Source organism: Bartonella sp. AP36NXGY, from assembly GCF_042195865.1.
GTDB lineage: Bacteria > Pseudomonadota > Alphaproteobacteria > Rhizobiales > Rhizobiaceae > Bartonella.
Genome location: NZ_JBHIPD010000009.1, coordinates 32,796 through 55,036 on the forward strand (window position 1 = coordinate 32,796; position 22,241 = coordinate 55,036).

At 35.6% G+C, this 22,241-nt stretch carries 18 protein-coding genes and 1 pseudogene; 12 read left to right on the forward strand and 7 right to left on the reverse strand.

Going from position 1 to position 22,241, the window contains the following annotated elements; translation table 11 throughout:
* The first annotated feature begins 438 nt into the window (after positions 1–438).
* On the forward strand, positions 439–804 hold the full coding sequence (locus ACFINX_RS05290) for a response regulator (RefSeq protein ID WP_273724078.1): 366 nt from the start codon (positions 439–441) through the stop codon (positions 802–804).
* Between the two features lie 311 nt (positions 805–1,115).
* Here ACFINX_RS05290 and rpsI read toward each other — a convergent pair whose 3' ends face one another.
* Both rpsI and rplM read right to left on the reverse strand, forming a co-directional pair.
* Positions 1,116–1,601 (reverse strand): 30S ribosomal protein S9, encoded by a 486-nt coding sequence (rpsI, locus tag ACFINX_RS05295; protein ID WP_015856545.1) that lies wholly within the window; start codon positions 1,599–1,601, stop codon positions 1,116–1,118.
* Positions 1,602–1,603: 2 nt separating this feature from the next.
* Positions 1,604–2,068 (reverse strand): 50S ribosomal protein L13, encoded by a 465-nt coding sequence (gene rplM / locus ACFINX_RS05300; RefSeq protein ID WP_015856544.1) that lies wholly within the window; start codon positions 2,066–2,068, stop codon positions 1,604–1,606.
* 296 nt (positions 2,069–2,364) lie between these two features.
* Here rplM and recJ point away from each other — a divergent pair, with 296 nt between their 5' ends.
* Positions 2,365–4,149, forward strand: coding sequence for a single-stranded-DNA-specific exonuclease RecJ (gene recJ, locus ACFINX_RS05305; RefSeq protein WP_375629022.1), 1,785 nt, complete (start codon positions 2,365–2,367; stop codon positions 4,147–4,149).
* A gap of 17 nt (positions 4,150–4,166) precedes the next feature.
* Here recJ and parE read toward each other — a convergent pair whose 3' ends face one another.
* The 4 genes from parE to ACFINX_RS05325 form a co-directional block, all read right to left on the reverse strand.
* Positions 4,167–6,233: a DNA topoisomerase IV subunit B gene (gene parE / locus ACFINX_RS05310; RefSeq protein WP_375668431.1), complete on the reverse strand. Its 2,067-nt coding sequence runs from the start codon at positions 6,231–6,233 to the stop codon at positions 4,167–4,169.
* 81 nt (positions 6,234–6,314) lie between these two features.
* Positions 6,315–7,052 carry a lipoyl(octanoyl) transferase LipB gene (gene lipB, locus ACFINX_RS05315; protein ID WP_375613128.1) on the reverse strand — a complete coding sequence of 246 codons (738 nt, stop codon included), beginning with the start codon at positions 7,050–7,052 and terminating at the stop codon, positions 6,315–6,317.
* Between the two features lie 147 nt (positions 7,053–7,199).
* Positions 7,200–8,051, reverse strand: coding sequence for a TPM domain-containing protein (locus ACFINX_RS05320; RefSeq protein WP_375668432.1), 852 nt, complete (start codon positions 8,049–8,051; stop codon positions 7,200–7,202).
* Positions 8,051–8,677 carry a LemA family protein gene (locus ACFINX_RS05325; RefSeq protein WP_375613126.1) on the reverse strand — a complete coding sequence of 209 codons (627 nt, stop codon included), beginning with the start codon at positions 8,675–8,677 and terminating at the stop codon, positions 8,051–8,053. The genes ACFINX_RS05320 and ACFINX_RS05325 overlap by 1 nt, the downstream gene beginning before the upstream one ends.
* A 247-nt stretch (positions 8,678–8,924) precedes the next feature.
* Here ACFINX_RS05325 and ACFINX_RS05330 point away from each other — a divergent pair, with 247 nt between their 5' ends.
* The 9 genes and pseudogenes from ACFINX_RS05330 (at position 8,925) to ACFINX_RS05370 (ending at position 18,338) form a co-directional block, all read left to right on the forward strand.
* Entirely contained in the window at positions 8,925–9,080 is a 156-nt protein-coding gene (locus ACFINX_RS05330) for a hypothetical protein (RefSeq protein ID WP_375668433.1), read from the forward strand.
* Between the two features lie 19 nt (positions 9,081–9,099).
* Positions 9,100–9,875, forward strand: a pseudogene (locus ACFINX_RS05335) (class I SAM-dependent methyltransferase).
* 1,311 nt (positions 9,876–11,186) lie between these two features.
* Positions 11,187–12,725, forward strand: a complete 1,539-nt coding sequence (gene hutH, locus ACFINX_RS05340) for a histidine ammonia-lyase (RefSeq protein ID WP_375629031.1) — start codon at positions 11,187–11,189, stop codon at positions 12,723–12,725.
* Positions 12,726–13,130: 405 nt separating this feature from the next.
* On the forward strand, positions 13,131–13,490 hold the full coding sequence (locus ACFINX_RS05345; RefSeq protein WP_375613125.1) for a hypothetical protein: 360 nt from the start codon (positions 13,131–13,133) through the stop codon (positions 13,488–13,490).
* A 448-nt stretch (positions 13,491–13,938) separates the two neighbouring features.
* Positions 13,939–15,321 carry an amino acid permease gene (locus ACFINX_RS05350; RefSeq protein ID WP_375668434.1) on the forward strand — a complete coding sequence of 461 codons (1,383 nt, stop codon included), beginning with the start codon at positions 13,939–13,941 and terminating at the stop codon, positions 15,319–15,321.
* 942 nt (positions 15,322–16,263) lie between these two features.
* Positions 16,264–16,407, forward strand: coding sequence for a hypothetical protein (locus tag ACFINX_RS05355; RefSeq protein WP_375668435.1), 144 nt, complete (start codon positions 16,264–16,266; stop codon positions 16,405–16,407).
* A gap of 141 nt (positions 16,408–16,548) precedes the next feature.
* Positions 16,549–16,962: a hypothetical protein gene (locus tag ACFINX_RS05360; RefSeq protein ID WP_375613122.1), complete on the forward strand. Its 414-nt coding sequence runs from the start codon at positions 16,549–16,551 to the stop codon at positions 16,960–16,962.
* A 363-nt stretch (positions 16,963–17,325) separates the two neighbouring features.
* Positions 17,326–17,727 (forward strand): hypothetical protein, encoded by a 402-nt coding sequence (locus ACFINX_RS05365; protein ID WP_375613121.1) that lies wholly within the window; start codon positions 17,326–17,328, stop codon positions 17,725–17,727.
* Positions 17,728–17,888: 161 nt separating this feature from the next.
* Positions 17,889–18,338, forward strand: a complete 450-nt coding sequence (locus ACFINX_RS05370; RefSeq protein ID WP_375668436.1) for a hypothetical protein — start codon at positions 17,889–17,891, stop codon at positions 18,336–18,338.
* Between the two features lie 672 nt (positions 18,339–19,010).
* Here the strand turns inward: ACFINX_RS05370 and ACFINX_RS05375 are convergent.
* Positions 19,011–19,310: a hypothetical protein gene (locus ACFINX_RS05375; protein ID WP_375668458.1), complete on the reverse strand. Its 300-nt coding sequence runs from the start codon at positions 19,308–19,310 to the stop codon at positions 19,011–19,013.
* Here ACFINX_RS05375 and ACFINX_RS05380 point away from each other — a divergent pair.
* Complete coding sequence (locus tag ACFINX_RS05380; RefSeq protein WP_375668437.1) at positions 19,288–22,041, forward strand: autotransporter outer membrane beta-barrel domain-containing protein; 2,754 nt, start codon at positions 19,288–19,290, stop codon at positions 22,039–22,041. The genes ACFINX_RS05375 and ACFINX_RS05380 overlap by 23 nt on opposite strands.
* Positions 22,042–22,241: the final 200 nt, after the last annotated feature.

The window sequence follows — 22,241 nt, forward strand, 5'->3', positions numbered from 1 at the left end:
ACCTTGATAAGTTTATCCTTTTATATCATTAAGATATTGTTTTGTGGATGCCAGTATATGGTGCATTAAATTCAGCTAATCAGTTGCTTTTTAAATTTACTTAAATTTTTTTCTCTTCAAAATGCGCATTTGAGCTAAGTTTGTGGTTGATATTTTTTTATGATGAAAACGCGAATGCATTAATTGAGATATCCATAAACTTTGTATATCAACTCAAAAAATACAAGGTCACACAATCTTACGACTATTTGTGGATTTTATGTTGATGAACTGAATAAGTATAGCGATGCGTCTTACAAATATTTGCAAAAATGCTTTTATTGGAATCTTTTAATCTCTTTGTGGTTTACAATTCATTTTATCATTTTATCTTAAGCAAAGAGAATGTGGATTCATTTCTATTTCTCTATTTTATCTGAGAAGGGTGGAGTTATACGAATGTCAAAAAAAGTCATGATCGTGGAAGATAATGAGCTTAATATGAAGTTATTTCGCGATCTTGTAGAAGCGAGTGGTTATGAAACCGTTGAAACACGTAATGGTCTTATGGCATTAGATTTGGCGCGTTCATCAATGCCATCTCTTATCCTTGTGGATATCCAGTTGCCAGAGGTCTCTGGAATAGATGTTATTAAACAATTAAAAGAAGATGAAGAACTTCGATCAATCCCCGTTGTTGCTGTAACAGCTTTTGCTATGAAAGGCGATGAGGAGCGAATTCGTGCCAGTGGATGTGAAGAATATATGTCAAAGCCTATTTCTGTCCCTCATTTTATTACAATGGTAAAGCATTTCTTGGACTAAAGCTTGTTAAGTGATGATAGAAAAAATATTGAAAAGCTTATAAGATTGCTAAAGTTGTCGCGTAAATATTTTTGTGCTTTAGCACGTCGATATATTACAAGTTAGTAAAACAGATTTAAAAAATTGAAACTGAAGTTTTGAATTTTTTCGGTCTATTTTTCTTGCCTTTTATCTTAAGAGAAGAGGTTGTTTTGCATTCTTGTTTTTTCTAATCGGTATAGATTTGTTCCTACATTCATCTAAAAGTCTGTTTTAGCAGTTTTAAAAAGCCCCGTTTTTGTCCGAGGCTTTATGCATTGCAAAAATTGAAATTAACGCTTTGAGAATTGGAAAGAACGACGTGCTTTTGCTTTACCGTATTTTTTACGTTCAACAACACGACTATCACGGGTAAGAAACCCACCTTTTTTCAAGATTGAGCGAAGTTCTGGTTCGTAATAGGTTAAAGCTTTGGAAATGCCATGGCGCACTGCACCGGCTTGTCCAGAAAGACCACCGCCTGCAACGGTTGCAATAATATCAAACTGGGTATCCCTATTTGTTGCAACAATTGGTTGACGAAGAATCATTCTAAGAACAGGACGAGCAAAATATTTGTCAAATTCCTTATTGTTGATCGTGATTTTTCCAGAACCTGGTTTAATCCATACACGCGCAACAGCGTCTTTACGCTTTCCTGTTGCGTAAGCACGTCCTTGTGAATCAAGCTTCTGCACGTGAACAGGAACAACATTTTCATGTGTTTCTGTAATACTTGTTACTATGCTAAGCTCAGAAAGAGAATTAATTTCAGCCATAATCAAGCAATCCTTTTGTTTTTGCGGTTTAAAGCACCAACGTCAAGAGATTCAGGCTGTTGTGCTTCATGTGGATGTTGGCTTCCAGCGTAAACACGTAGATTCTTCAATTGACGGCGACCAAGAGGCCCTCGAGGAATCATGCGCTCTACTGCTTTTTCAATAACGCGTTCGGGAAAACGCCCCTCAAGAAGTTGACGTGCTGTACGTTGTTTGATTCCACCAATATAGCCGGTATGCCAATAATATTTTTTATCCGTATATTTTTTGCCAGTGAGAGCTATTTTATCTGCATTAATGACAATAACGTTGTCACCATCATCAACATGTGGAGTAAATGTAGCTTTATGTTTGCCACGTAAGCGGTTAGCAACAAATGTGGCAAGACGACCCAAAACAAGGTTTTCTGCGTCAATAATAACCCATTTTTTCACCACTTCAGTTGGCTTTTGTGAAAAAGTTGCCATAGAAGTATCCTTTATTAGAACCCTTTTAATATAAGGGAATTTTTACTGTTTTGCGTTGAAAATTGTTACCATAGCGAAATATTTAACGCATACTACTTGCTCTGATATAATGTCTTTTGATTGACGTCAAGAGAAAATAAAAACTTTATAAAACAACATGTTACAAGAAAGGTATTATAATACCCCATTAAAAGAAGTTTGTAGACCATTTAAACTTAAAATGAATGTTGCAAAAGACTATTTTATCTTTAACGCATGATTGTATTTTATCGTTCTTCATTATAAAATAAGAAATAATGCAGTGGTCTCGTTATTTTCTCAATGTTGAATCTTCTGCTTGTGGTCAAGCTTGGTTAGATGCCCTTGATGTTCAAGGGATAAATAACGCGCGCGCTATTTCTCAAAAATTTGGCTTTCCAGATCAGTTAGCTCGAGTACTTTCAGCAAGAGATGTGGATGAAGCTGAGGCTGTTGCTTTTATTAATCCAACATTGCGTACGCTTATGCCTGATCCAGAAAGTTTTAGGGATATGCAATGCGCTGCAGAGCGCATTGTTAAGGCTCTTCTCAATCAAGAACAGGTTGCTGTGTTTGGTGATTATGATGTTGATGGTGCTTGTTCATCGGCACTCATAGCACGTTTTTTTCGTTATTTTGGTATTGAAGTCAAAATTTATATTCCTGATCGTATTGTTGAAGGCTATGGTCCGAATGAACAAGCAATGAGGATGCTTGTGCAAGAAGGCGCTCGGTTAATTATCACTGTTGATTGTGGCGCAAACAGTCCTGATGCCGTAAAAGCAGCGAGGCTTGCTGGTGCTGATGTTGTGATTTTAGATCATCATCAAATGTCAGAGATTCATCAAGAAGCTGTTGCTCTTGTCAATCCTAATCGTCCTGATGATTTTTCTAAACAGGGGCATTTATGTGCAGCTGGCGTTGTTTTTGTTACGTTAGCTTGGGTTCATCATTTGCTGCGGAAAAAACAATTCCAAGGACCGCTGCCTGATCTTTTAAGTATGCTTGATCTTGTTGCATTGGCAACCATATGTGATGTCGTTCCATTACAGGGGGTTAACCGTGCTTTTGTGTTAAAAGGGCTTCAAGTTGCTCGTTCTATGCATAATCTAGGAATAACAGCTTTAACAAAGGTTGCACGAATAGGGGAGCCGCTTAATAGTTTTCATTTAGGTTTTTTATTAGGTCCTAGAATTAATGCAGGAGGGCGCATTGGTGATCAAGCTTTGGGAGCACGTTTGCTTAGCTGTGAGAATAAAGATGAAGCGGACAGAATAGCAGAACAATTAGATCGGCTTAATCAAGAACGCCAAGAAATGGAGAATATTCAATTAGCACAAGCGGAATCCTATATTGCTTCTCTTTATCAAGGTCAAGAAACACCATTGTCACTTGTCATTTCTCATAAAGAATGGCATCCGGGGATTATTGGTATTCTTGCTTCCCGCCTCAAAGAGCGTTTTTTTTGTCCTGTTTTTGCTATTGCTTTGAAAGAAGATGGAAATGGCGTAGGGTCGGGACGCTCAATTAATGGTATAGATTTAGGAGCAATCGTTCGTGAAGCTGTTACACTCAATTTATTAGAAAAAGGAGGGGGGCATAGTATGGCAGCAGGAATTACAATTCAATCAACAAAAATTGAAATTTTTCGAAAATGGCTAGAAGAAAAAGTTTCTTTAATGGTTTCACAGTTGCGTGCAAAAAAATCTCTTAGTATAGATGGTTCTCTTTCTGCTTCTGGTGTTAATGAAGCGCTGTTTGAATTGCTTGAAAAAGCAGGGCCATTTGGGGCAGGGAATGCAACACCTGTTTTTGTTCTTCCCTCTCATCGACTGGTGAATCTATCTGAAGTTGGTAAAGGACATCTTCGCCTCATTGTATCTAATGTTGAAGGAAAAAAACTACAAGGAATAGCTTTTCGTGCTGTAGGGACATCGCTAGGTGATTTTCTTTTTGAAAATATTGGTGAAATGATTCATTTAGCTGGTCATCTTAGTTTGAATTATTGGAATGGAACGATCAATCCGCAACTGCGCGTGATTGACGCAGCTGCAGTGGTTTGAAAGGGATATTTTTTACATTAGATGTCTAGATTAGAAGCAAAAGTAGAGTTTTCTTGTATGAAACGAAATCGTGCTTCTGGTTTTGTTCCCATGAGACTTTCTACAGTCTTTTTCGTTTCTTGCATTTCCACGGCATCAATAGAAACACGAAGCAATGTACGTTTTTGAGGATGCATAGTCGTTTCTTTAAGTTGTTCTGCGCGCATTTCACCCAGCCCTTTAAAACGCCCGATTTCGATTTTAGCTTTTCCAGTAAATTCAGTTTTGAGCAATTCATCCTTATGAATGTCGTCACGAGCATAAGCAACTTTTCCTCCTTGCGATATTCTATAAAGGGGAGGGACGGCAAGATATAAATGTCCCTGATGAATAAGGTCAGGCATTTCTTGAAAGAAGAAGGTAATGAGCAGTGACGCAATATGAGCACCATCAACATCAGCATCTGTCATGATGATAATACGTTCATATCTGAGATCTTTTTCACGATACTTGGAGCGTGTTCCACATCCAAGAGCAAGGATCAGATCGCTAATTGTTTGGCTTGAGTTCATTTTTTCATGTGCAGCACTGGCGACATTTAAGATTTTACCACGAAGAGGTAAAATTGCTTGGTTTGCTCTATTTCTTGCTTGTTTAGCAGATCCTCCTGCAGAATCCCCTTCAACAATGAATAGTTCAGCACCCAAAGCATGGTTCTGGCTACAATCTGCAAGTTTACCGGGCAGACGTAATTTACGGACAGCAGTTTTTCGACTTATTTCTCTATCTTGGCGTCGTCTAACACGTTCTTCAGCACGTTCAATAACCCAATCGAGAAGTTTTGTTGCTTCTTGTGGGGAATTTGCTAACCAATGATCAAAGGGATCGCGGATTGCATTCTCAACGATACGCTGTGCTTCAATGGTTGCTAATCGATCTTTTGTTTGTCCAACAAATTCAGGGTTACTGATAAAGACTGAAAGTATTGCGGCTGTTGAAATCATAATATCGTCAGACGTAATAATCGTTGCGCGCTTGTTTCCTATTAACTCAGCGTAGGATTTCAATCCACGCAAAAGAGCTTGACGTAATCCTATTTCATGTGTTCCGCCTTCTCCTGTAGGAATCGTATTGCAGTAAGATTGCACACAAGAATCACCACCATGCCAAGCGATAGCCCACTCAACGGAGCCATGGCCATTATTGTGGTGTGTTTTGCCAGAAAAAATTTCTGACGTTACTCGATATTCATCTTTTAGTGACGAAAGTAAATAGTCTTTAAGCCCATCGGGAAAATGAAAAACAGCTTTTTCAGGAATATTTTTTGCGCCTTCAAGTATGACGGGATCACAAGACCAGCGAATTTTTACGCCACCAAAAAGATAGGCTTTGGAGCATGTCATCTTATAGATTTTTTCTGGATCAAAAGCTGCTTTTTCACCAAAAATTTTATGATCAGGATGAAAACGAACGCGCGTACCACGACGATTATAAACATCTCCCAGATCTTCTAATCCAGATTGAGGAATACCACGTGAGAAACGTTGGCGGTAAAGTTTTCGTTCTCGTGCAACTTCAACTTCCATATCATCAGAAAGAGCATTGACGACAGAAATTCCTACTCCATGAAGTCCACCTGCAGTTTGATAAGCCTTTCCATCAAATTTTCCCCCTGAGTGGAGTTGTGTCATAATAACTTCAAGAGTCGATTTCTCAGGCATTTGAGGATGATTTTCAACAGGAATACCGCGTCCATTATCTGTAACGGTTATATAACCATTCCTATCTAATGAGACCTCAATAGAATCTGCATAACCCGCAACAGCTTCATCCATCGCGTTATCAATAATTTCGGCAAATAAATGATGAAGCGCTTTACTGTCTGTTCCACCAATATACATTCCAGGGCGTAAACGTACCGGCTCTAAACCCTCAAGAACTCGAATAGAGAGGGCATTATAGTCATCTTCTTGCGTATCTTTTGCACTTTTTCTTGAAATCATCGCGTTTGATTTCATTGGAGACTGCAGAGTGTTTTCTTTTGTATTTACCCGAGATTGGGCTTTATTTAAAACACTAAAAAGATCCTTTTTGTTATCGCTCATAGCGTTTAACTATCCACCTCATAAAATCAAATATTTATTAAAATAATTTTATGCCTGTTTTTTATTTAAAAATCAATGCACTTAGGAAACATCGATTGTTGGACCAAAAATTTTTTCAAAAGCGTGTTTGAGAGCAATATCAATATCATGCATTGCTACAGGGCAACCTAGATCAAGAAAGCTTGTTACACCGTGGTTTGTAATTCCACAAGGAACAATTCCTGAATAATGGGCTAAATTAGGATTAACATTGATAGAAACTCCATGAAAACTTATCCATTTGCGCACTCGAATGCCAATAGCTGCAATTTTATCTTCGGAAGAAAGATCATTTTGTTTTGATGGGCAATGAGACTGTTTAACCCAGACACCAACGCGATCTTCTCTGCGTTCGCCTTTAATATTAAAGTTGGCAAGCATCTGTATGATCCATTCTTCTAATGCACTAATGAAAGCACGAATGTCTTGTTTCCGGCGTTTAAGATCAAGCATGATATAAGCAATACGCTGTCCTGGACCGTGATATGTAAATTCACCTCCACGTCCTGCTTCATAAACAGGGAATAAATTAGGAGCCAAAAGATCTTTTTTATTTGCACTCGTTCCCGCTGTATAAAGGGAAGGGTGTTCGAGAAGCCAAACTTGTTCATGCGCAGTTTTTGCAAGAATTTTTTCTACACGTTCTTGCATATAACGCAGAGCTTCAGGATACTCAACTAGATGATCGCTTATTTTCCATTCGACGGGTGGATTTTCTAGAATTGCATTAAAATGATGTGATAAGTGATTACGATCTGTATGTTTCAATTCACATGTCATGGGTAATATTTATCTTGATGTTTGAGTTTGTATTGTAATCAATAAAAGTGATTACAGAGTAAGGTATAGAATTGTTGAATAAAAGAGAATACGTTCATAAAATTTTATCTTAAGAAGATTTGCTACGCTTAAAAATCCACGTTCCTTTTACCATCTTCCTGTTGCACCACCACCACCTGATGATCCACCACCACCCCTAAATCCCCCTCCACCTCTAGGACCACCGAACCTTCCACCAGGATATCTGCCACCGGCACTTAAGTTAAGAAACCAAGGTGTGAAGATGATCCCCAGCCAGAGATACTTTTGTGGACCCACTTTTTTACCAAAAATCATTGCAAGAATGGGCAAACCAACGACTATAAAGAGAATGAGAAACATAATTGCATTGATTACCATTTCTTCTTTTTCAGCTTGTTTACGTTGTTCTTCAACGATTTTAGCTTTTTCTTTGATGCGAAAAGTAAAATCAGAATCACTTTCTGTAATAACTTTGATAATTGTATCAACTGCTTCAGCAATTCCTTTTTGATAATTTCCTTCGCGAAAATTAGGAATCATGAAGCTATTAATAATGACAGAGGAAAGAGCATCTGTTAGCTCTCCTTCCAAACCATATCCAACTTCGATACGTGCTGTGCGTTCATTCGGTGCAATGACCAGTAATACACCATTATTGATCTTCTTTTGGCCTAATCCCCATGTACGAAAAAGAAAATTGCTGTACGTTTCTATATCGTTGCCCGAAAGAGTAGGGAGTGTTATAAGAACAATTTGATCTCCCGTTTTCTCTTCGAGTGCTGCCAGTTTTTTTGTCAAGTCTTCCTTGGTTGCATTATCGAGCAAATGAGCCACATCATTAACATAACCTGTTAAATGAGGAAATTTTATTTGCGAACAAGCGATACTTCCCAATGCAGCAACTAAATACAGAGAGCAGATAAAAGCCCATAATTTTGGAAATACAATACGTTGCAAAGAGTATCGAAATGATTTCATTAATTAAAATTAACCTTTGGTGTTTGTTGGCTATCAGTATCGATCGTAAAAGTTGGCATAGGTTTAGCATCACGAAACCATAATTTTGCCCAAATCATCGTCGGCATTGTTTTGAGTGCAGTATTGTAGGCACGTACTGTTTCAATATAATCGCGGCGCGCAACGGAAATACGGTTTTCTGTTCCTTCTAATTGTGATTGAAGAGCAAGAAAGTTTTGGTTTGCTTTAAGATCCGGATAGTTTTCAACAACAGCCATAAGTCGCGAAAGTGCACTTGATAAATTTGCTTGATTTTTGAGATATTGCTGCATAACTTCTGGATTATTCAACATATCTGCATTAATGTTGACTTGTGTTGCTTTAGCACGTGCTTCAATTACATTTGTGAAAACACTTTGTTCATGAGCTGCGTAAGCTTTAACTGTTTCTACAAGATTGGGGATGAGATCTGTACGACGTTGATATTGATTGAGCACTTCACTCCATGCTGCATGTGCTTTTTCTTCATTTGTTGGTATCGTATTAAATCCGCACCCACTTAAAAATGGCACTAACCATGCCAAAAGAATCACGATTGGAAATTTTTTTAATATTTTAAACATTGAAGAAGTTTGTACATTTAACATAAAGATGTCTCCACAGATATTTTATGTATTATATAGGGTTTATTTTCTTGGTGGAAAGTATTTTGAACTTTATAAACAGGCGTATTTATCAATAAATTGATATCTCTATGCGTTTTAGGTACGCTTAAGTGACTTGCTGATATTAAAATAATACTAGTAATATAGATGTCATCTTATAAAAGATCAATAATATTTATATCAATTATTATTACAGAAAATTATATTATTTTCGTAGGAGTTTTGGGTTTTGCAACGTGCAGATAACAATTGGAAAAGAGAAAAATGTAAGTATCAATCTTATGGAAAGATAGAAGGTCAGGGCAGTTCTTATTTTCCTCCTTTAGAAGTTATGTTTAATACATTGGATAAAAAAGGCTTTTTAATTATGTATGGTAGTAATTGAGAAGGAGGGTGAAAGTCCTATGATAGAAAGTGTTCAGCGGCAAAGTGAAAAGTTTGATGGATTGGCTAATGATTATGATCGTTATCGTCCTCGCTATCCCCTTACTTTATTTAAAACCATGCCCATCCTTTTAAGAACAAAAAGCATTTGTCCATTGTGGATGTGGGTGCTGGGACAGGCATCGCATTAGAGGGAATTGTTAAATTTTTAGGAAATGAGCACCAATATCATGCTATCGATGTATCGGCAGATATGATTAAGCAGGGGCGAAAAAAATTTCCTACGGTGCAGTGGTATCAGGGCCGTGCCGAAGACCTATTGCCTCAAATTGGCGAGGTTGATCTTGTCATTGCAGCGCAAGCGTTTCAGTGGATGGATCGTCCCAAGTTGCTTTGTTCTGTTTCAGATCAACTTCGAGTCAATGGTGTCATGGCGGTTATTCAAAATAATCGTGATTTCAAGCATAGCGAATTTCTAGAGGCTTATGAGACATTGTTAGAGAAAATGAGTCCGAATTATTCCCGTTATTATCGTAATTTTGATTTTTTACAGGAAATGACTGATGGCTTTGGGGTAGATCCAGAAAAGATTTTTTTTCATACGCACAATTGGACGATGATGATCCCATCTGAAGCTTTTATTGGAATGAGCCGCTCTTCAACGCAAGCGCAACGCGCTATTGCTTGCTATGGGGAAGAATATTTGCGGCAATTGGTCGCATTGATAAAGAAATATGAAGTGCAAGGCAATTTGGAGCTTTTGTATCGAAGTGAGCTCTATATGTATGCAGGATAATCCGATATCGATGATTGCTTTTGCTCTTTTAGCACATCAGAGTGGGCGGTATTCAGGAAATTAACGCCTTATTAAGGCAGACTTTGAGGGCGAAAGTTTTTTTCTTCAGCATTCACATTGACATCTTATTACCGCTGATTTTCATTGTTCACTTGATATGAGAGAGTTTAAATAGAAAATTTATGCACTGCATTATAGCATCGAAGCGCTTTCTTTACTGCAGTTTAACAACAGATTATTTTATAAAATGGAAAGAGGTAAATTGAATAGAAATGTTTGATAATTCTTTGTTTTTATGATTGCTTTTTATTATTAAATGAGAGTGTTTTTAATAAATTTTGACAAAAACAACTGAAAAAGTACAAAAAATTATCATAATCAGAAATTTGTAGTAAAAAAGGTAATGGCTTGGAAGCACCTTTAAAAAACAACTCATTTTGAAATTATCTCTAAATTCAGATTCAGTATAACAAAAAAGTAAAATATAAATATGCTATATGAAGCATTTCTATTTTTTAAAGATATAATATAAAAACAATATGTTAATTAAATTTTTTGATATAAGAAAACTTCTTTTATTTTTATTTTAAATAACGGGTTAGGCCGATTCTTATGTGGTTTTATTGAAGATGTGTTTTTCAAGGTTTAATCTGGCGCTTTAAATACAATTTTAGAAGTCGCAAATAAGCTCAATTTCTTCTCTGTTGTGATGTGTTGAATAAGTTTTTTAATTTTCTATAGAGTTTGATTTTTGCAATCATGATAGATTGTGACAGCTATCTATTTAAGGTTTTTATAAGTTTAGTAAGAATAGCTTGATAATAAATCCATTGATTTTTTCATCTTTACGCTTCATAAAAGAATAAGCCTGCACCATCCACACTTTCATCTCCCAATGTTGCGACAGCCCTTGACACGGTTCATAAGAGGAGTAGTCCTTTTTTGTACAGTTTATCCATACGCCAATTTCGCTTATGACGTGCAAGCGAATGGTTTTGATTGATTCAACATACACAGATTTGGAATGAGAGAGTCTAAAGATATTCCGCTCTCTCATTTAATATGAATCATGCTAGATTATAATTATAAATTAATGCGTTATCTATTTTTAAAATCCATGACCTTGGTTGTGTTTGTCAATATTTCATTTTCATTTATCGTCAACTATTCTACTTTTGGATAATAACTCCATTGTAAGGAATACCTTTAAGAAAGCATTCTCGCTTTAAAGAGTCGTTATAGTTTTTTTTGTTTTATAGAAGGATCAATAATGCTAAACGTTATACTTTGATAAAAAAAAGAAAGTAGATTATGACTATTATACTGAAACCGAGCGAGGTGACGCTTAGTGAGCTTGCAGCTATTTATTTTAATGGTGAAGTGAGTAAACTTCATAATGACACGCATTTAGCTATCGAGAAAGGGGCTCAGCGCATTGCTGAAATTGCTGCTGGAAGTGAGCCTGTGTACGGTATTAATACTGGTTTTGGGAAGTTGGCTTCCATTAAAATTGATGCGGACGATGTCGCTGTTTTACAGAGAAACCTTATTTTGTCCCATTGTTGTGGGGTAGGAGAGCCTTTAGCTGAAAATATTGTGCGTTTGATAATGAGCTTAAAGCTTATCTCTTTAGGAAGAGGGGCTTCAGGAGTTCGTCTAGAATTGGTAAATTTGCTGGAAAATATGCTTGCAAAGGGCGTCATTCCTGTCATCCCTGAAAAAGGGTCTGTTGGTGCTTCAGGTGATCTAGCTCCACTTGCTCACATGGCGGCTGTTATGATGGGAGAAGGAGAAGCATTTTTTCAAAATATTCGTATGAGTGGGGCGGTTGCATTAGAGAAAGCGGGATTGTCCCCTATTATTTTAGAGGCAAAGGAAGGTCTAGCTCTTATTAATGGAACTCAAACATCAACAGCCCTTGCACTTGCTGGTCTTTTTCGAGGTTATCGGGCATTGTGTGGTGGATTGTTGGCAGGGGCTTTGACGACAGATGCTATCATGGGATCAACGGCGCCATTTCATCCTGATATCCATATTTTACGAGGACATTATGGGCAGATTGCTGTATCGAAAACATTAGAAAAGCTTGTAGAGGATTCAGAAATTCGTGCAGCACATTTACGGGGGGATGAGCGTGTACAAGATCCTTATTGTATACGTTGCCAGCCACAGGTCATGGGGGCATGTTTTGATATTTTGCTGGCAGCAGCAAAAACACTGATTATTGAAGCAAATGCTGTTACAGATAATCCATTGATTTTAAGGAATGGTGAAGTTGTATCAGGTGGGAATTTTCATGCTGAACCTGTAGCGTTTGCTGCTGATCAGATTGCTCTTGCTTTATGTGAAATAGGATCTATTTCTCAACGGCGTATTGCTCTTATGGTTGATCCAGCAGTTTCTTATGGACTTCCAGCTTTTTTAGCGCATAATGCGGGTCTTAATTCAGGTTTTATGATTGCTGAAGTAACAGCGGCAGCTTTAATGTCTGAAAATAAGCAAATGGCCCATCCTGCTTCCGTTGATTCAACCCCAACTTCTGCCAATCAAGAAGATCATGTTTCAATGGCTTGCCATGGAGCGCGTCGGTTATTGGTAATGAGCGAAAATCTTTTTACACTTATTGGCATTGAAACGCTTGTTGCAGCACAAGGAATTGAATATCGTGCACCTTTAAAAACAAGTACTTTTTTGCAATCCGTTATGGAATGTCTACGAAAAAATGTTGCTTCTCTTAAGGAAGATCGCTATCTGGCTCCAGATCTTCATCAAGCACATATACTTGTGCGTGAAGGGCACTTATTATCTGTTTTACCAGAAACAATTTTTCCTTCATTAAGTTTTCAATAGTATTTGTTTGAAGGTCAATGCTGAAGGGCGGATATTGAATTTTAAAACTTTCTCATATGAAAATATAGAGGAGCGATACAATATTTGAATTATTTAATAAATCATATATTTATTACTGTATATATCTGATTTTTGTAGTTAACTAGATATTATGTTATTTTATAGAAACTATAAACTTAAAGCACCTATATTTTCTGATTTATATCAGAAATTTTAATATAAGTTAAATAATATCCACGAATTATATATTCGTGATATTATATTTCTATAAATATAAATATAAATTATAATATATGTATTGTATCGAGTAAAAATAAAAGTTTTATTTTATATTATTCTTATTTGTTAATACTTTATGAATTTTATAGTTTATTTTTGATATTTAAAATAAAAAAGGAGAAAGGAATGTTTAAAAGTGCTAAATTATGTGTTTCAATAACAGTTCTTTTTTTCTCTCAAATTCTTGAGATTCATGCAAATTTTAGGAGAGGTAGCTTTCCAGAGGAAGTTTTCATTATGATAGTGGCCCAAGAGAAAGAGCCTCTTATTTCAGCGAAAAACAAAGATTTTATTGCTATATCAGGGCAAATTCCCAGAGGTAAGGAGAACGCTATCATCGGACCAACAATCAAAGATGCTCTTTTTACCGTATATTTTTTTTTCATTGGAAAGCTTGTCGTTAAGGCAGCTGGAGTCCTTAAAAGATGGGTTGTAGATACACTTTCTCATACTTTTGAAAACTTGCGAGATTCGTATTATCATTAATTGAGCTATTCAATTGGCGTAAAAAGTTTTTTTATAAGCTCAAAGAGAGTTGGCTTAAAGTAACAAAAAATTAATTGTATGCATAGTTAATGTGTTTGTTATGAATTTTTAGGCTTCTATTTCAGTGCACTGAAATAGAAGCCTAAAAGTTTAGATTACATTAAGGTTAATTTTCTCTGTAAAAAACTAGAGAATACGAAATGAATTAAATGACAATTATGAAAAAATTCATTATCACTTTATTTGAATAAAATAATACGAAATTGTAGGCTATAAAAGCTGAATAATTCGCAATAAAAGTATTTTTTCATTGTTTAGAGCAAAGTGTTGGACTGGCTGGTCTTCGATGTTTTTTGAAATATATTTGTGAAAGAAACATGAGGCTTTATTTCTCATAGAGCTGTTATCGTGGTGTGGATTGTCAGCATTTCAAAAAGTAAGGAAAGAAATGGCAATAAATGAACTGAAAAGAGGGATGAGTAAGCGCCAAGTTATTTTTTTAGCTCTTGGTTCTGCTATTGGAACAGGTCTTTTTTATGGGTCTGCACAGGCAATTAAGCTTGCGGGTCCCAGTGTTTTGATTGCCTATTGTATTGCTGGTTTAGCTATTTTTATGGTTATGCGGGCTCTAGGAGAGATGATACTTCATAATCCATTGCCTGGTTCTTTTGCTCGTTATGCGGCAAATTATATATCACCATTAGCAGGTTTTTTAACGGGATGGACATATGTATTTGAGATGATTCTTGTTGGTTTGGCTGATATTACAGCTTTTGCGACTTATATGGGGTTTTGGTATCCTGATGTTGCTCCTTGGGTATGGGCACTGAGTATTACATTAATCATCACAGGTATTAATTTAGCGGCTGTAGAAGTCTATGGTGAACTAGAGTTTTGGCTATCTTCTATTAAAGTTATCGCTATCATTGCGATGATTATTTTAGGAATAGCAATTATTTTTTGGGGGTGGGGTGAAGGTGCAGATTTTTCTACCGTTACTGTTCATAATTTATGGAAAAATGGTGGACTTTTTCCCAATGGTTGGTTTGGTTTTTTAGCTTGCTTTAGTGTTGTTGTTTTTGCTTTTGGTGGCATAGAAATCATTGGCATGGCAGTTATGGAAGTTCAAAACCCTCATCAAACGATTTCAAAGGCAATTAATTCTACTCCAGTTCGTATTTTGCTTTTTTACGTCATGACGTTAGCTATTTTAATGTCTCTTTATCCTTGGAATGAGATTGGTCTCATGGATAGCCCTTTTGTATCCATTTTTGAAAATCTTGGGATTTCATATGCAGCAAATATTTTAAATATTGTTGTTGTTACAGCGGCTATTTCAGCAATGAATAGTGGAATGTATGGTGCTTGTCGTATGATCCATGGTTTATCGCAGGAAGGTTATGCTTTAAAAAAGTTTCAATATTTATCAAAAAACGGTATACCAGTTTTTGTTATTTTGATGATCTTCGGTATTTTTCTTCTTGGTGCTGTCCTTAATTATTTTTATCATGAAAAGCTTTTTTTTCTTATTGCTGTAATGGCAACATTTGCGACAGTTTTTGTTTGGATGATGATTCTACTTTCACAATTTTCTATGCGAATTAAGATGCCTAAAGAAGCACAGAATGGTTTAAAATTTCCCATTCCATTTTGGCCAATAGGGTCGATTTTTTCTATTTTATTTATGGTTTTTATTTTTATTCTCTTATGGTATTTTGATGAGACACGACCAGTTTTAATTATAGGTGTTATTTGGATTGCTTGGCTTGTTATTTGTTTCTATGCACTTAAACTTTATAATTTTAAGCAAAAGAAGCTGAATAAAATGTGAATAGAGAAAAAACTCAAAACAAATAGCTGATGTCATCAGGAGAACAGGTGTTTGATTGTTTTCTCTAAAGGTTAGAACAATCTAGATTGAAAAAATCTGCTCGTTATTATTTTGCTTTGGAAGTTTTTGTGAACCATTGTTTACGGTAACGACAAAATCATATAAATATTAGGCGTTTTTTTGATGGTGAGCTGTGCCATCAATATAAGTCTTTCAGGTTAAAATGCCTAACAGTGCAAATAGATTTTACCAGATACATGATTATAGGCAGATATCTTTTTCTAAACGTATTAATGAAGTTCTGTTTCACGAAAGAAGTTATTGTAAGAATTGTTTTTTAGCTCTTTAAAAAATTGGTTGTTTAAATTTTATTGTTTAGAAAATTAATATTGCTTTTAGAAGCGAAGATAAAGTTCTTTATGTATTTTTTCTCAAAGAGGATTGGCGTTGGTAGAAAATAGTGGATAACAAAGTTACATGAGGCATTGTATCATTGTTTTTACAAAAACTTTAATAAACAGCAGCAAGGTATTACAATAAAATTTCATAGAAGAGTAAATTAAAGAGAACAATGAACGTGTGACAGTTTTACGATTCTTATTGCTCTCACAAGAGGAAGGATCAAACTTATTTTTTAATATTGATACAAGAGTAATTTTTATCACAAGTGGAGGCGGACAAAATGCACTCCGCAACTGTATTTCGGTGCAAAATTATTCGATATTACCATAAAAGGCGCTCAAGAACACTACAACCAGCAAAAAAATCATCGGAAAGTGGCTTTTTACACGAGAAATCTTCCAATAGCTCTGAACACACACAACAACAATTCTCTCTATCCTTGAGGCAACAGGCAATGTTGATATGGATGTACAATGAGATGCTACGATTATTGCTTCTCATCTGATTTCTGGTCAAGATATCAATGTAATGGGGGAAAGTATGACGATTGTTGGCATGACAGACCATCATAGCAGCCATTCACAGACGCATGAAACAGGTTTTGATGGGAATAAATTTGACTTTGTAAGCAGAATTATTGGCGGTAATGGCTATACCTACGAAACGATACCTTGCTGGCAGTAACGTTTGGATAGAATGGTAGAGAGTGGCTACAAATCCCATAAATCCCCATACCTGTCTTGGAGATGCGGGTCCAAAATGCCAAAAATTTTATGGCACATCTCATTTAGAACAAAAGCCTTGAATTAGATCATGGAGTAAAAAATGAAACACATCGTAAAATTATTAAGTGCTGTAACTTTGTTAAGTATAGCTGGATGTCAGTTTAATAAGCCTCCTTCAGGATATTTGACTGCTTGGGAAAAACCAGGAGCAGATTTTACAGAGATAGGAAAAGGCTTGTTAGAATGTGGTATGCCAACTCCTTATGATGTCGATCCAGAAAACAGAAAGCAGAGCATCAATGCAAAAGCAACAACTTATGCTTGCATGCTTCAATCAGGTTTCCGCTATAAAGATGAAGAGGTAGCAAGAGCGGGTGGACCATGTTATACTTTTAGAGCCGAAAACTTGCCGATTTGTCGTTCAGGCGCAGTCATCCCGAGGCGCAGTGTCAAGAAGCGCTTGAACAGCCCTTTTTGTAAAAAATATAAAAATGCACCTGAATGCAAACCTTAAGTCTTGCTGTTTGTGACGATCACAATCCCTACCTTCATGTTTCTCATACCCGTACGCGGGGGACTTAATTCAGCATGTCAATGCTATTTATTTATGGGTACCACAACTGTTGGCGCAATAATATGAAATATCTATTTTGGTTATAATCAAAATATTGATAATAATTATAAGCATATCGTTGATAGATAGATGATTTTAGTAATAATTTTACCGTATTTTTGATATAATAATTATGGCATAATCTTCGGAAAGATAAAAATAATATAGATTGATAATGTTCATCATTGTTTTGGAAATAAAAAACAGCATGTAAAATAATTTATAGATTGTTTCGTAATATCAAAATTACTCAAGGATAGGAAAATGAAGCAGATTTTAAAATTATTAAGCGGGATAACCTTATTTGTTATGGCTGGATGCTACCCTGAGCAGCCTTCTCGAACAGCTGTAGATGCATGGGAAAAATCAGGTGCTGATCAGCTTGAGATCAAAAAAGCTCTGTTAGAATGTGGAATACAGCATCTTGATGGTCGTCTTGATACAGAAACAAGTACTGATGAGAAATTCAATGCTGAGGAGTCTGTGAATGCATGTATGATCCAAGCAGGTTTCCAAGATAAATTGGGAAGAATGAAGTGGTGTGAGAAATATAAAAATCTTCCAATTTGTCAGCCTGATGCAGTTATTCCTCAGCGAAGTGTAGAGAGGCGTTTGAATAGTCCTCATTGTGAAGAGCATAAAGAACAACCTGAATGTCAACCTTAAGTATTGAGGCTGCTGTAATCAAAAATCCTTCCATTCTTGTTTTTGCATGGGGGGTGGGATTGTTTCTTCAATATCTATATGCTAACAAAAGTCATCTTGCGTGTGAGAAAATATTAGAAGACTTATCAGTCTTTCTATCGTAAATATTGACGGAGGGGGAAATGAAAAAAACATTGAAATTATTGATTGCTATAATTTTATTAAGCTCTGCTGGGTGTATTAGCAAACCTCCCCCATCGACGTTAGAATTATGGGAAAAGTCTGGTGTCAGTAAGTCTATGGTCCAACAAGCACTGTCAAAATGTGGTTGGAAACCAATCTACGCTTCTTCTAAAAATATGGATTCGCGTGCAAGTGATTTTGCAGCAGTTTATGAGTGCATGACTAAAGCAGGTTATCGGTACAAATTACAAGATTCAAAGGGAATCTATTTTTCATCAACGCCGCGAAGTGATTCATTTTTAGTCAATTTAATGGTAGCAGGGTATCAGCAGGTTATGGACAATGATACTTTTGGTGTAACCAATTCGACACAACAAGAGCGAGATTCGATGTTACGTTTTGAAAATGATAAAAAGCGCCAGAAAATAAAAAAAGCTTTGCACAAGTGATCATCAACAGTAGAACGTTAATTTTTAAAGCAATAATTAAATAAAAATATTAAACGGGAGAAGAGAGAAATATAGCTCTTTTGTCTCTAATGTAGTTATATTCATCAGCTACGAGATTGGCAATAGTGTTGTTGTCAGATGATGCTAGCGGAGGATAGTGAGTTGTTGTTTAGAGAAATTTATTCAATATAAAGAATGGCAAATAATAGCTTTGCTAAAATATCTTCTTTAACGATAATAAACAGATAGCTTTCATAGAGCTAATTTTGATGAAATTTTATTTTGGTGTTTTTTAAGTTCAGAATGGTGAGTGTTTTACTGTATTTTAGATTTTATCAAAAGATCTAAAATATTACATTTATTAATTCAAATCATTGATGATAGGGTATTAGGAGAAGTTTTTTATTTATTCAAATTTCTTTGTTAGATATCTAGCATTTTTAATATAGAAATTGTGTACATTAGCTTATACATTAGTGTGCAATTTCTTGTTTTTTTGTTGTAGTTGAAGAGATGATGCGGTTATAGATTTCGTATACTGTATCTTTTTGTTCTGTGTTTTATTAAAACGTTTTAATCGTTTAATCTTAGAAGTCATTCTCATTTTGTTGTATTTTTATTTTTTGGTGGTGAGATAAATTGAATATTATATCTCTTCAAAATTCGCATTTTTTACGTTTTTTTAAGATTGGTTTTTTGGCCTTTTGTAATTACAGTTTCCAGCGGTTTTTGAGATGCATTCTTTAAAGGGATTTTCATCCTAAATGGTATTTTTAAACTTTTTGTTCTTTCTTTACATAAAACACAAAACATATTATTGAATGCTATGATTTTATCATAAAAAAAATAAAATAATTTTGTTTGTTTTATTCTTGTTGTGTTTAATTTGTGGTTTATTTTTTTGCCAGCATTTTTTGTTTTTGTTGAAAAAAGAAAGTTTTGAAAAACAATGATAATCAAGGTATCTAACAATCACTTGTATTCGTGCGTTTTTACAGCAGCTATTTTTTCTTTTTTGTTAAATATAAATATTGAGGCACATTCTCATTCATATACATCACTGTCATGTGACAAAAACAAATTACCTTATGAATGCAGTGATGGTTCAAAGCATACAATTAGTGATAAAGTATATAAATTCACGGCGCCTGTTAAAGAAAAGAATGGGGAGGATCGTTCTCTCATGTTACCTGCTGCTATAGTAGTGCAGGAGCCAAATACAGTTATTCAGGCAACGCGTGTAGAGGTTGAAGGGACTGCGAGTATAGAAGATATTTATGGTGTTTTTGTATCACGAGGGGGAAAAATTGTTTTGAGCGATTCAGCTTTAAAAAATGTATCAATAGGTCTTAAAGCTGATAGTGGAATGATTGAGGTTAATCGTGGAACAATTGAGGCTTCTCAGATTGCTGTTTATGCAGAGAAGCGAGGAGCATCTGTTACGTTAACGAATACAAAAATTAAAGTGGAAGGTTTGGGTATCGGTCAAGAGAGTGCTCTTTTCGTTAGTGCTGATGCGGGTATTCAGATGAAAAGTGGATTTATTGATGTGAATGATGCTGCTGCGCTTTATGTGGGGAGAGGGGGGAGTGCGACTTTAGATGGTGTTACCATTGCTTCAAAATATCAAAAAACAGAAGACAAAGAAAATACAAATGAAAAAAGTACACATACAGTTTTCAATGTAAAACATCAGGGTTCTGTTTATGTAAAAAATACGAATATTATTTCTACGGATGTTCATGTTTTAACAGTTGGACAAGATTCTAACACGCCATCCAATAACGGCAGGGAAGGAAATATTTTAATTTCGCGGGTTAATATTGAAGATTCAACAATTAAAGCAATAGGTAACAAACATGGTATGTATTTTGAGAGGGATGAGGAAAATGATGCATATGAACAGGGGCTTGTCTTTTTGAAAAGGACGATTTTTGAGGTTCCAGATGGGACAGCTGTTCATAGTCATAACAGTCGTATTTATATTGGAGTAACAGAAGGTACAAAAATTTTTGGTGACTTATTATTAACAGCTGAAAAGGGGGGAAGTGTAGCGGTTTTGGCTAATTCTTCTTCATTGATAGGAGGGACTCGTGTTGCCGATGATTCTATTGCTGAGCTTTATTTAACAGGGGGATCAAAATGGTTTTTGACAAAAAGAAGAGAGATCGATTTGCAAGTTGCAAACCGTACAAGTTCGTCTATTTCATTTGTGAAAGTTTCTGATAGTTTTATTGCTTTTGAGACTCCAATGTTTCAGGAGTATCAGACACTTCATATTGGGAAGGGAGAAAAAGAAGTTTATAGTGCACAAGATAGGGCAGATATTTATCTCAATACACATCTCAGTAGTGATGGTTTGCTCGATAATAAAAAAACTGATCGGCTTTTGATACATGGTGATGTTTCTGGAAAAACGACAGTTTATGTGCAATTTGTTTCAGGAAATCAGGGTGAGATAGCAACCGGTGAAAATGCTCATAGTATTTCACTTATTCAGGTTTCTGGAAAAGCGGCAGAGGATTCTTTTCAGTTAAATCGTGCTTATATCGCATTAGAGGGTTTGCCTTACCAGTATTATCTTCATGCTTATGGTCCAGCTTCTGCTCTTGGAAATGCACAAACTTCTCAAAGATTGGTTGAAGGAAATGGAGATTTTTGGGATTTCCGCCTTGAAAGTAAATATATTCAGCCTGCTTTAGAGGTGTCTGCTATTCCCCTTTCTGAGTTAAAGGTCAGAGAGGTTGTTCCACAAGTTCCGACCTATCTTTTGTTACCAAATGCTTTGTTTCATGTTGGGCTCATGGATATGAGTCATCAACAAAAGCAGTTGCAAGTTAGGCGGTCTATTCCTCGTAAATTATTAAAAGTTGAAGGGAACTTTGCTTTATCTGTCCACGGTTATGGTGGGAGTTATCGTTATGTCTCAGATCTTTCTACACTTAAATATGGGTACGATGGTCATGTTGATTATAACGCTATAAAAACAGATATTTTGCTCAAAACAATAGAGCGTGCATATAGTACGACATCTTTTGGGATTATGGGAACCTATGGAAAGCTTTCCTTACAACCTCATAACGTGGAACAAAGTCAAAAGAGTACATTTAATAAATGGTCATTTACGGCATATGGTAGTGTGGAACACAAAACTGGTTTTTATATAGATAGTTTTTTATCTTATGGTTTGTTTAAAGGGGATGTGCGTAGCCATGTTTGGGGTAAGACGGCGACATTAAAAGCAAATCCTTTGAACGTTTCGTTTTCTGCTGGTAAAACGTTTATAACAGGATATAAAGATCTTATTTTTGATCCGCAACTTCAGCTTATTTATCAACATTTTCAATTTGATAAGTTTCGTGATATTGATGGATTTGATGTTGATATGAAAAAAATGAGTCAATGGTTTGTGCGTGTTGGTGGGCGTTTAAGTAAAACATTTACAGCCTCTGATAAGGATCGTATCACTTCTTTTTATGGAAATATTCATCTTGCTCATTGTTTTGGTAAAGAACAATTTGTTCATTTTAAAGATGTTTTTCAGTTGAGTGCTTTCGGTTCTTCCTTAGAAACAGGTTTGGGTGTCAATTCACAGTTTTCTTCTAAAGTTACACTTCACAGTGATCTTAGCTATCAGCATAGGTTAACCAAGGCTGGTTTTTCTGGAGTTCATTTTTCTGGTGGTTTGCGCTATCATTTTTAATAAATCTTTAAAAAAACAATAAATGTGATTTTCGAAGTCTTGTTCTACTACCGGAATTAAAACCATTGTTTGTGCAGAATTTTTTAATAATGGTACCATGTGCTTTAATAAATATGAAAATATCGTGTTGATTTATTTTTATCTACTATAGCATTTTTCAAATGCTTTAAAAAATTTGTCCATCTGATAAACAGATTTAA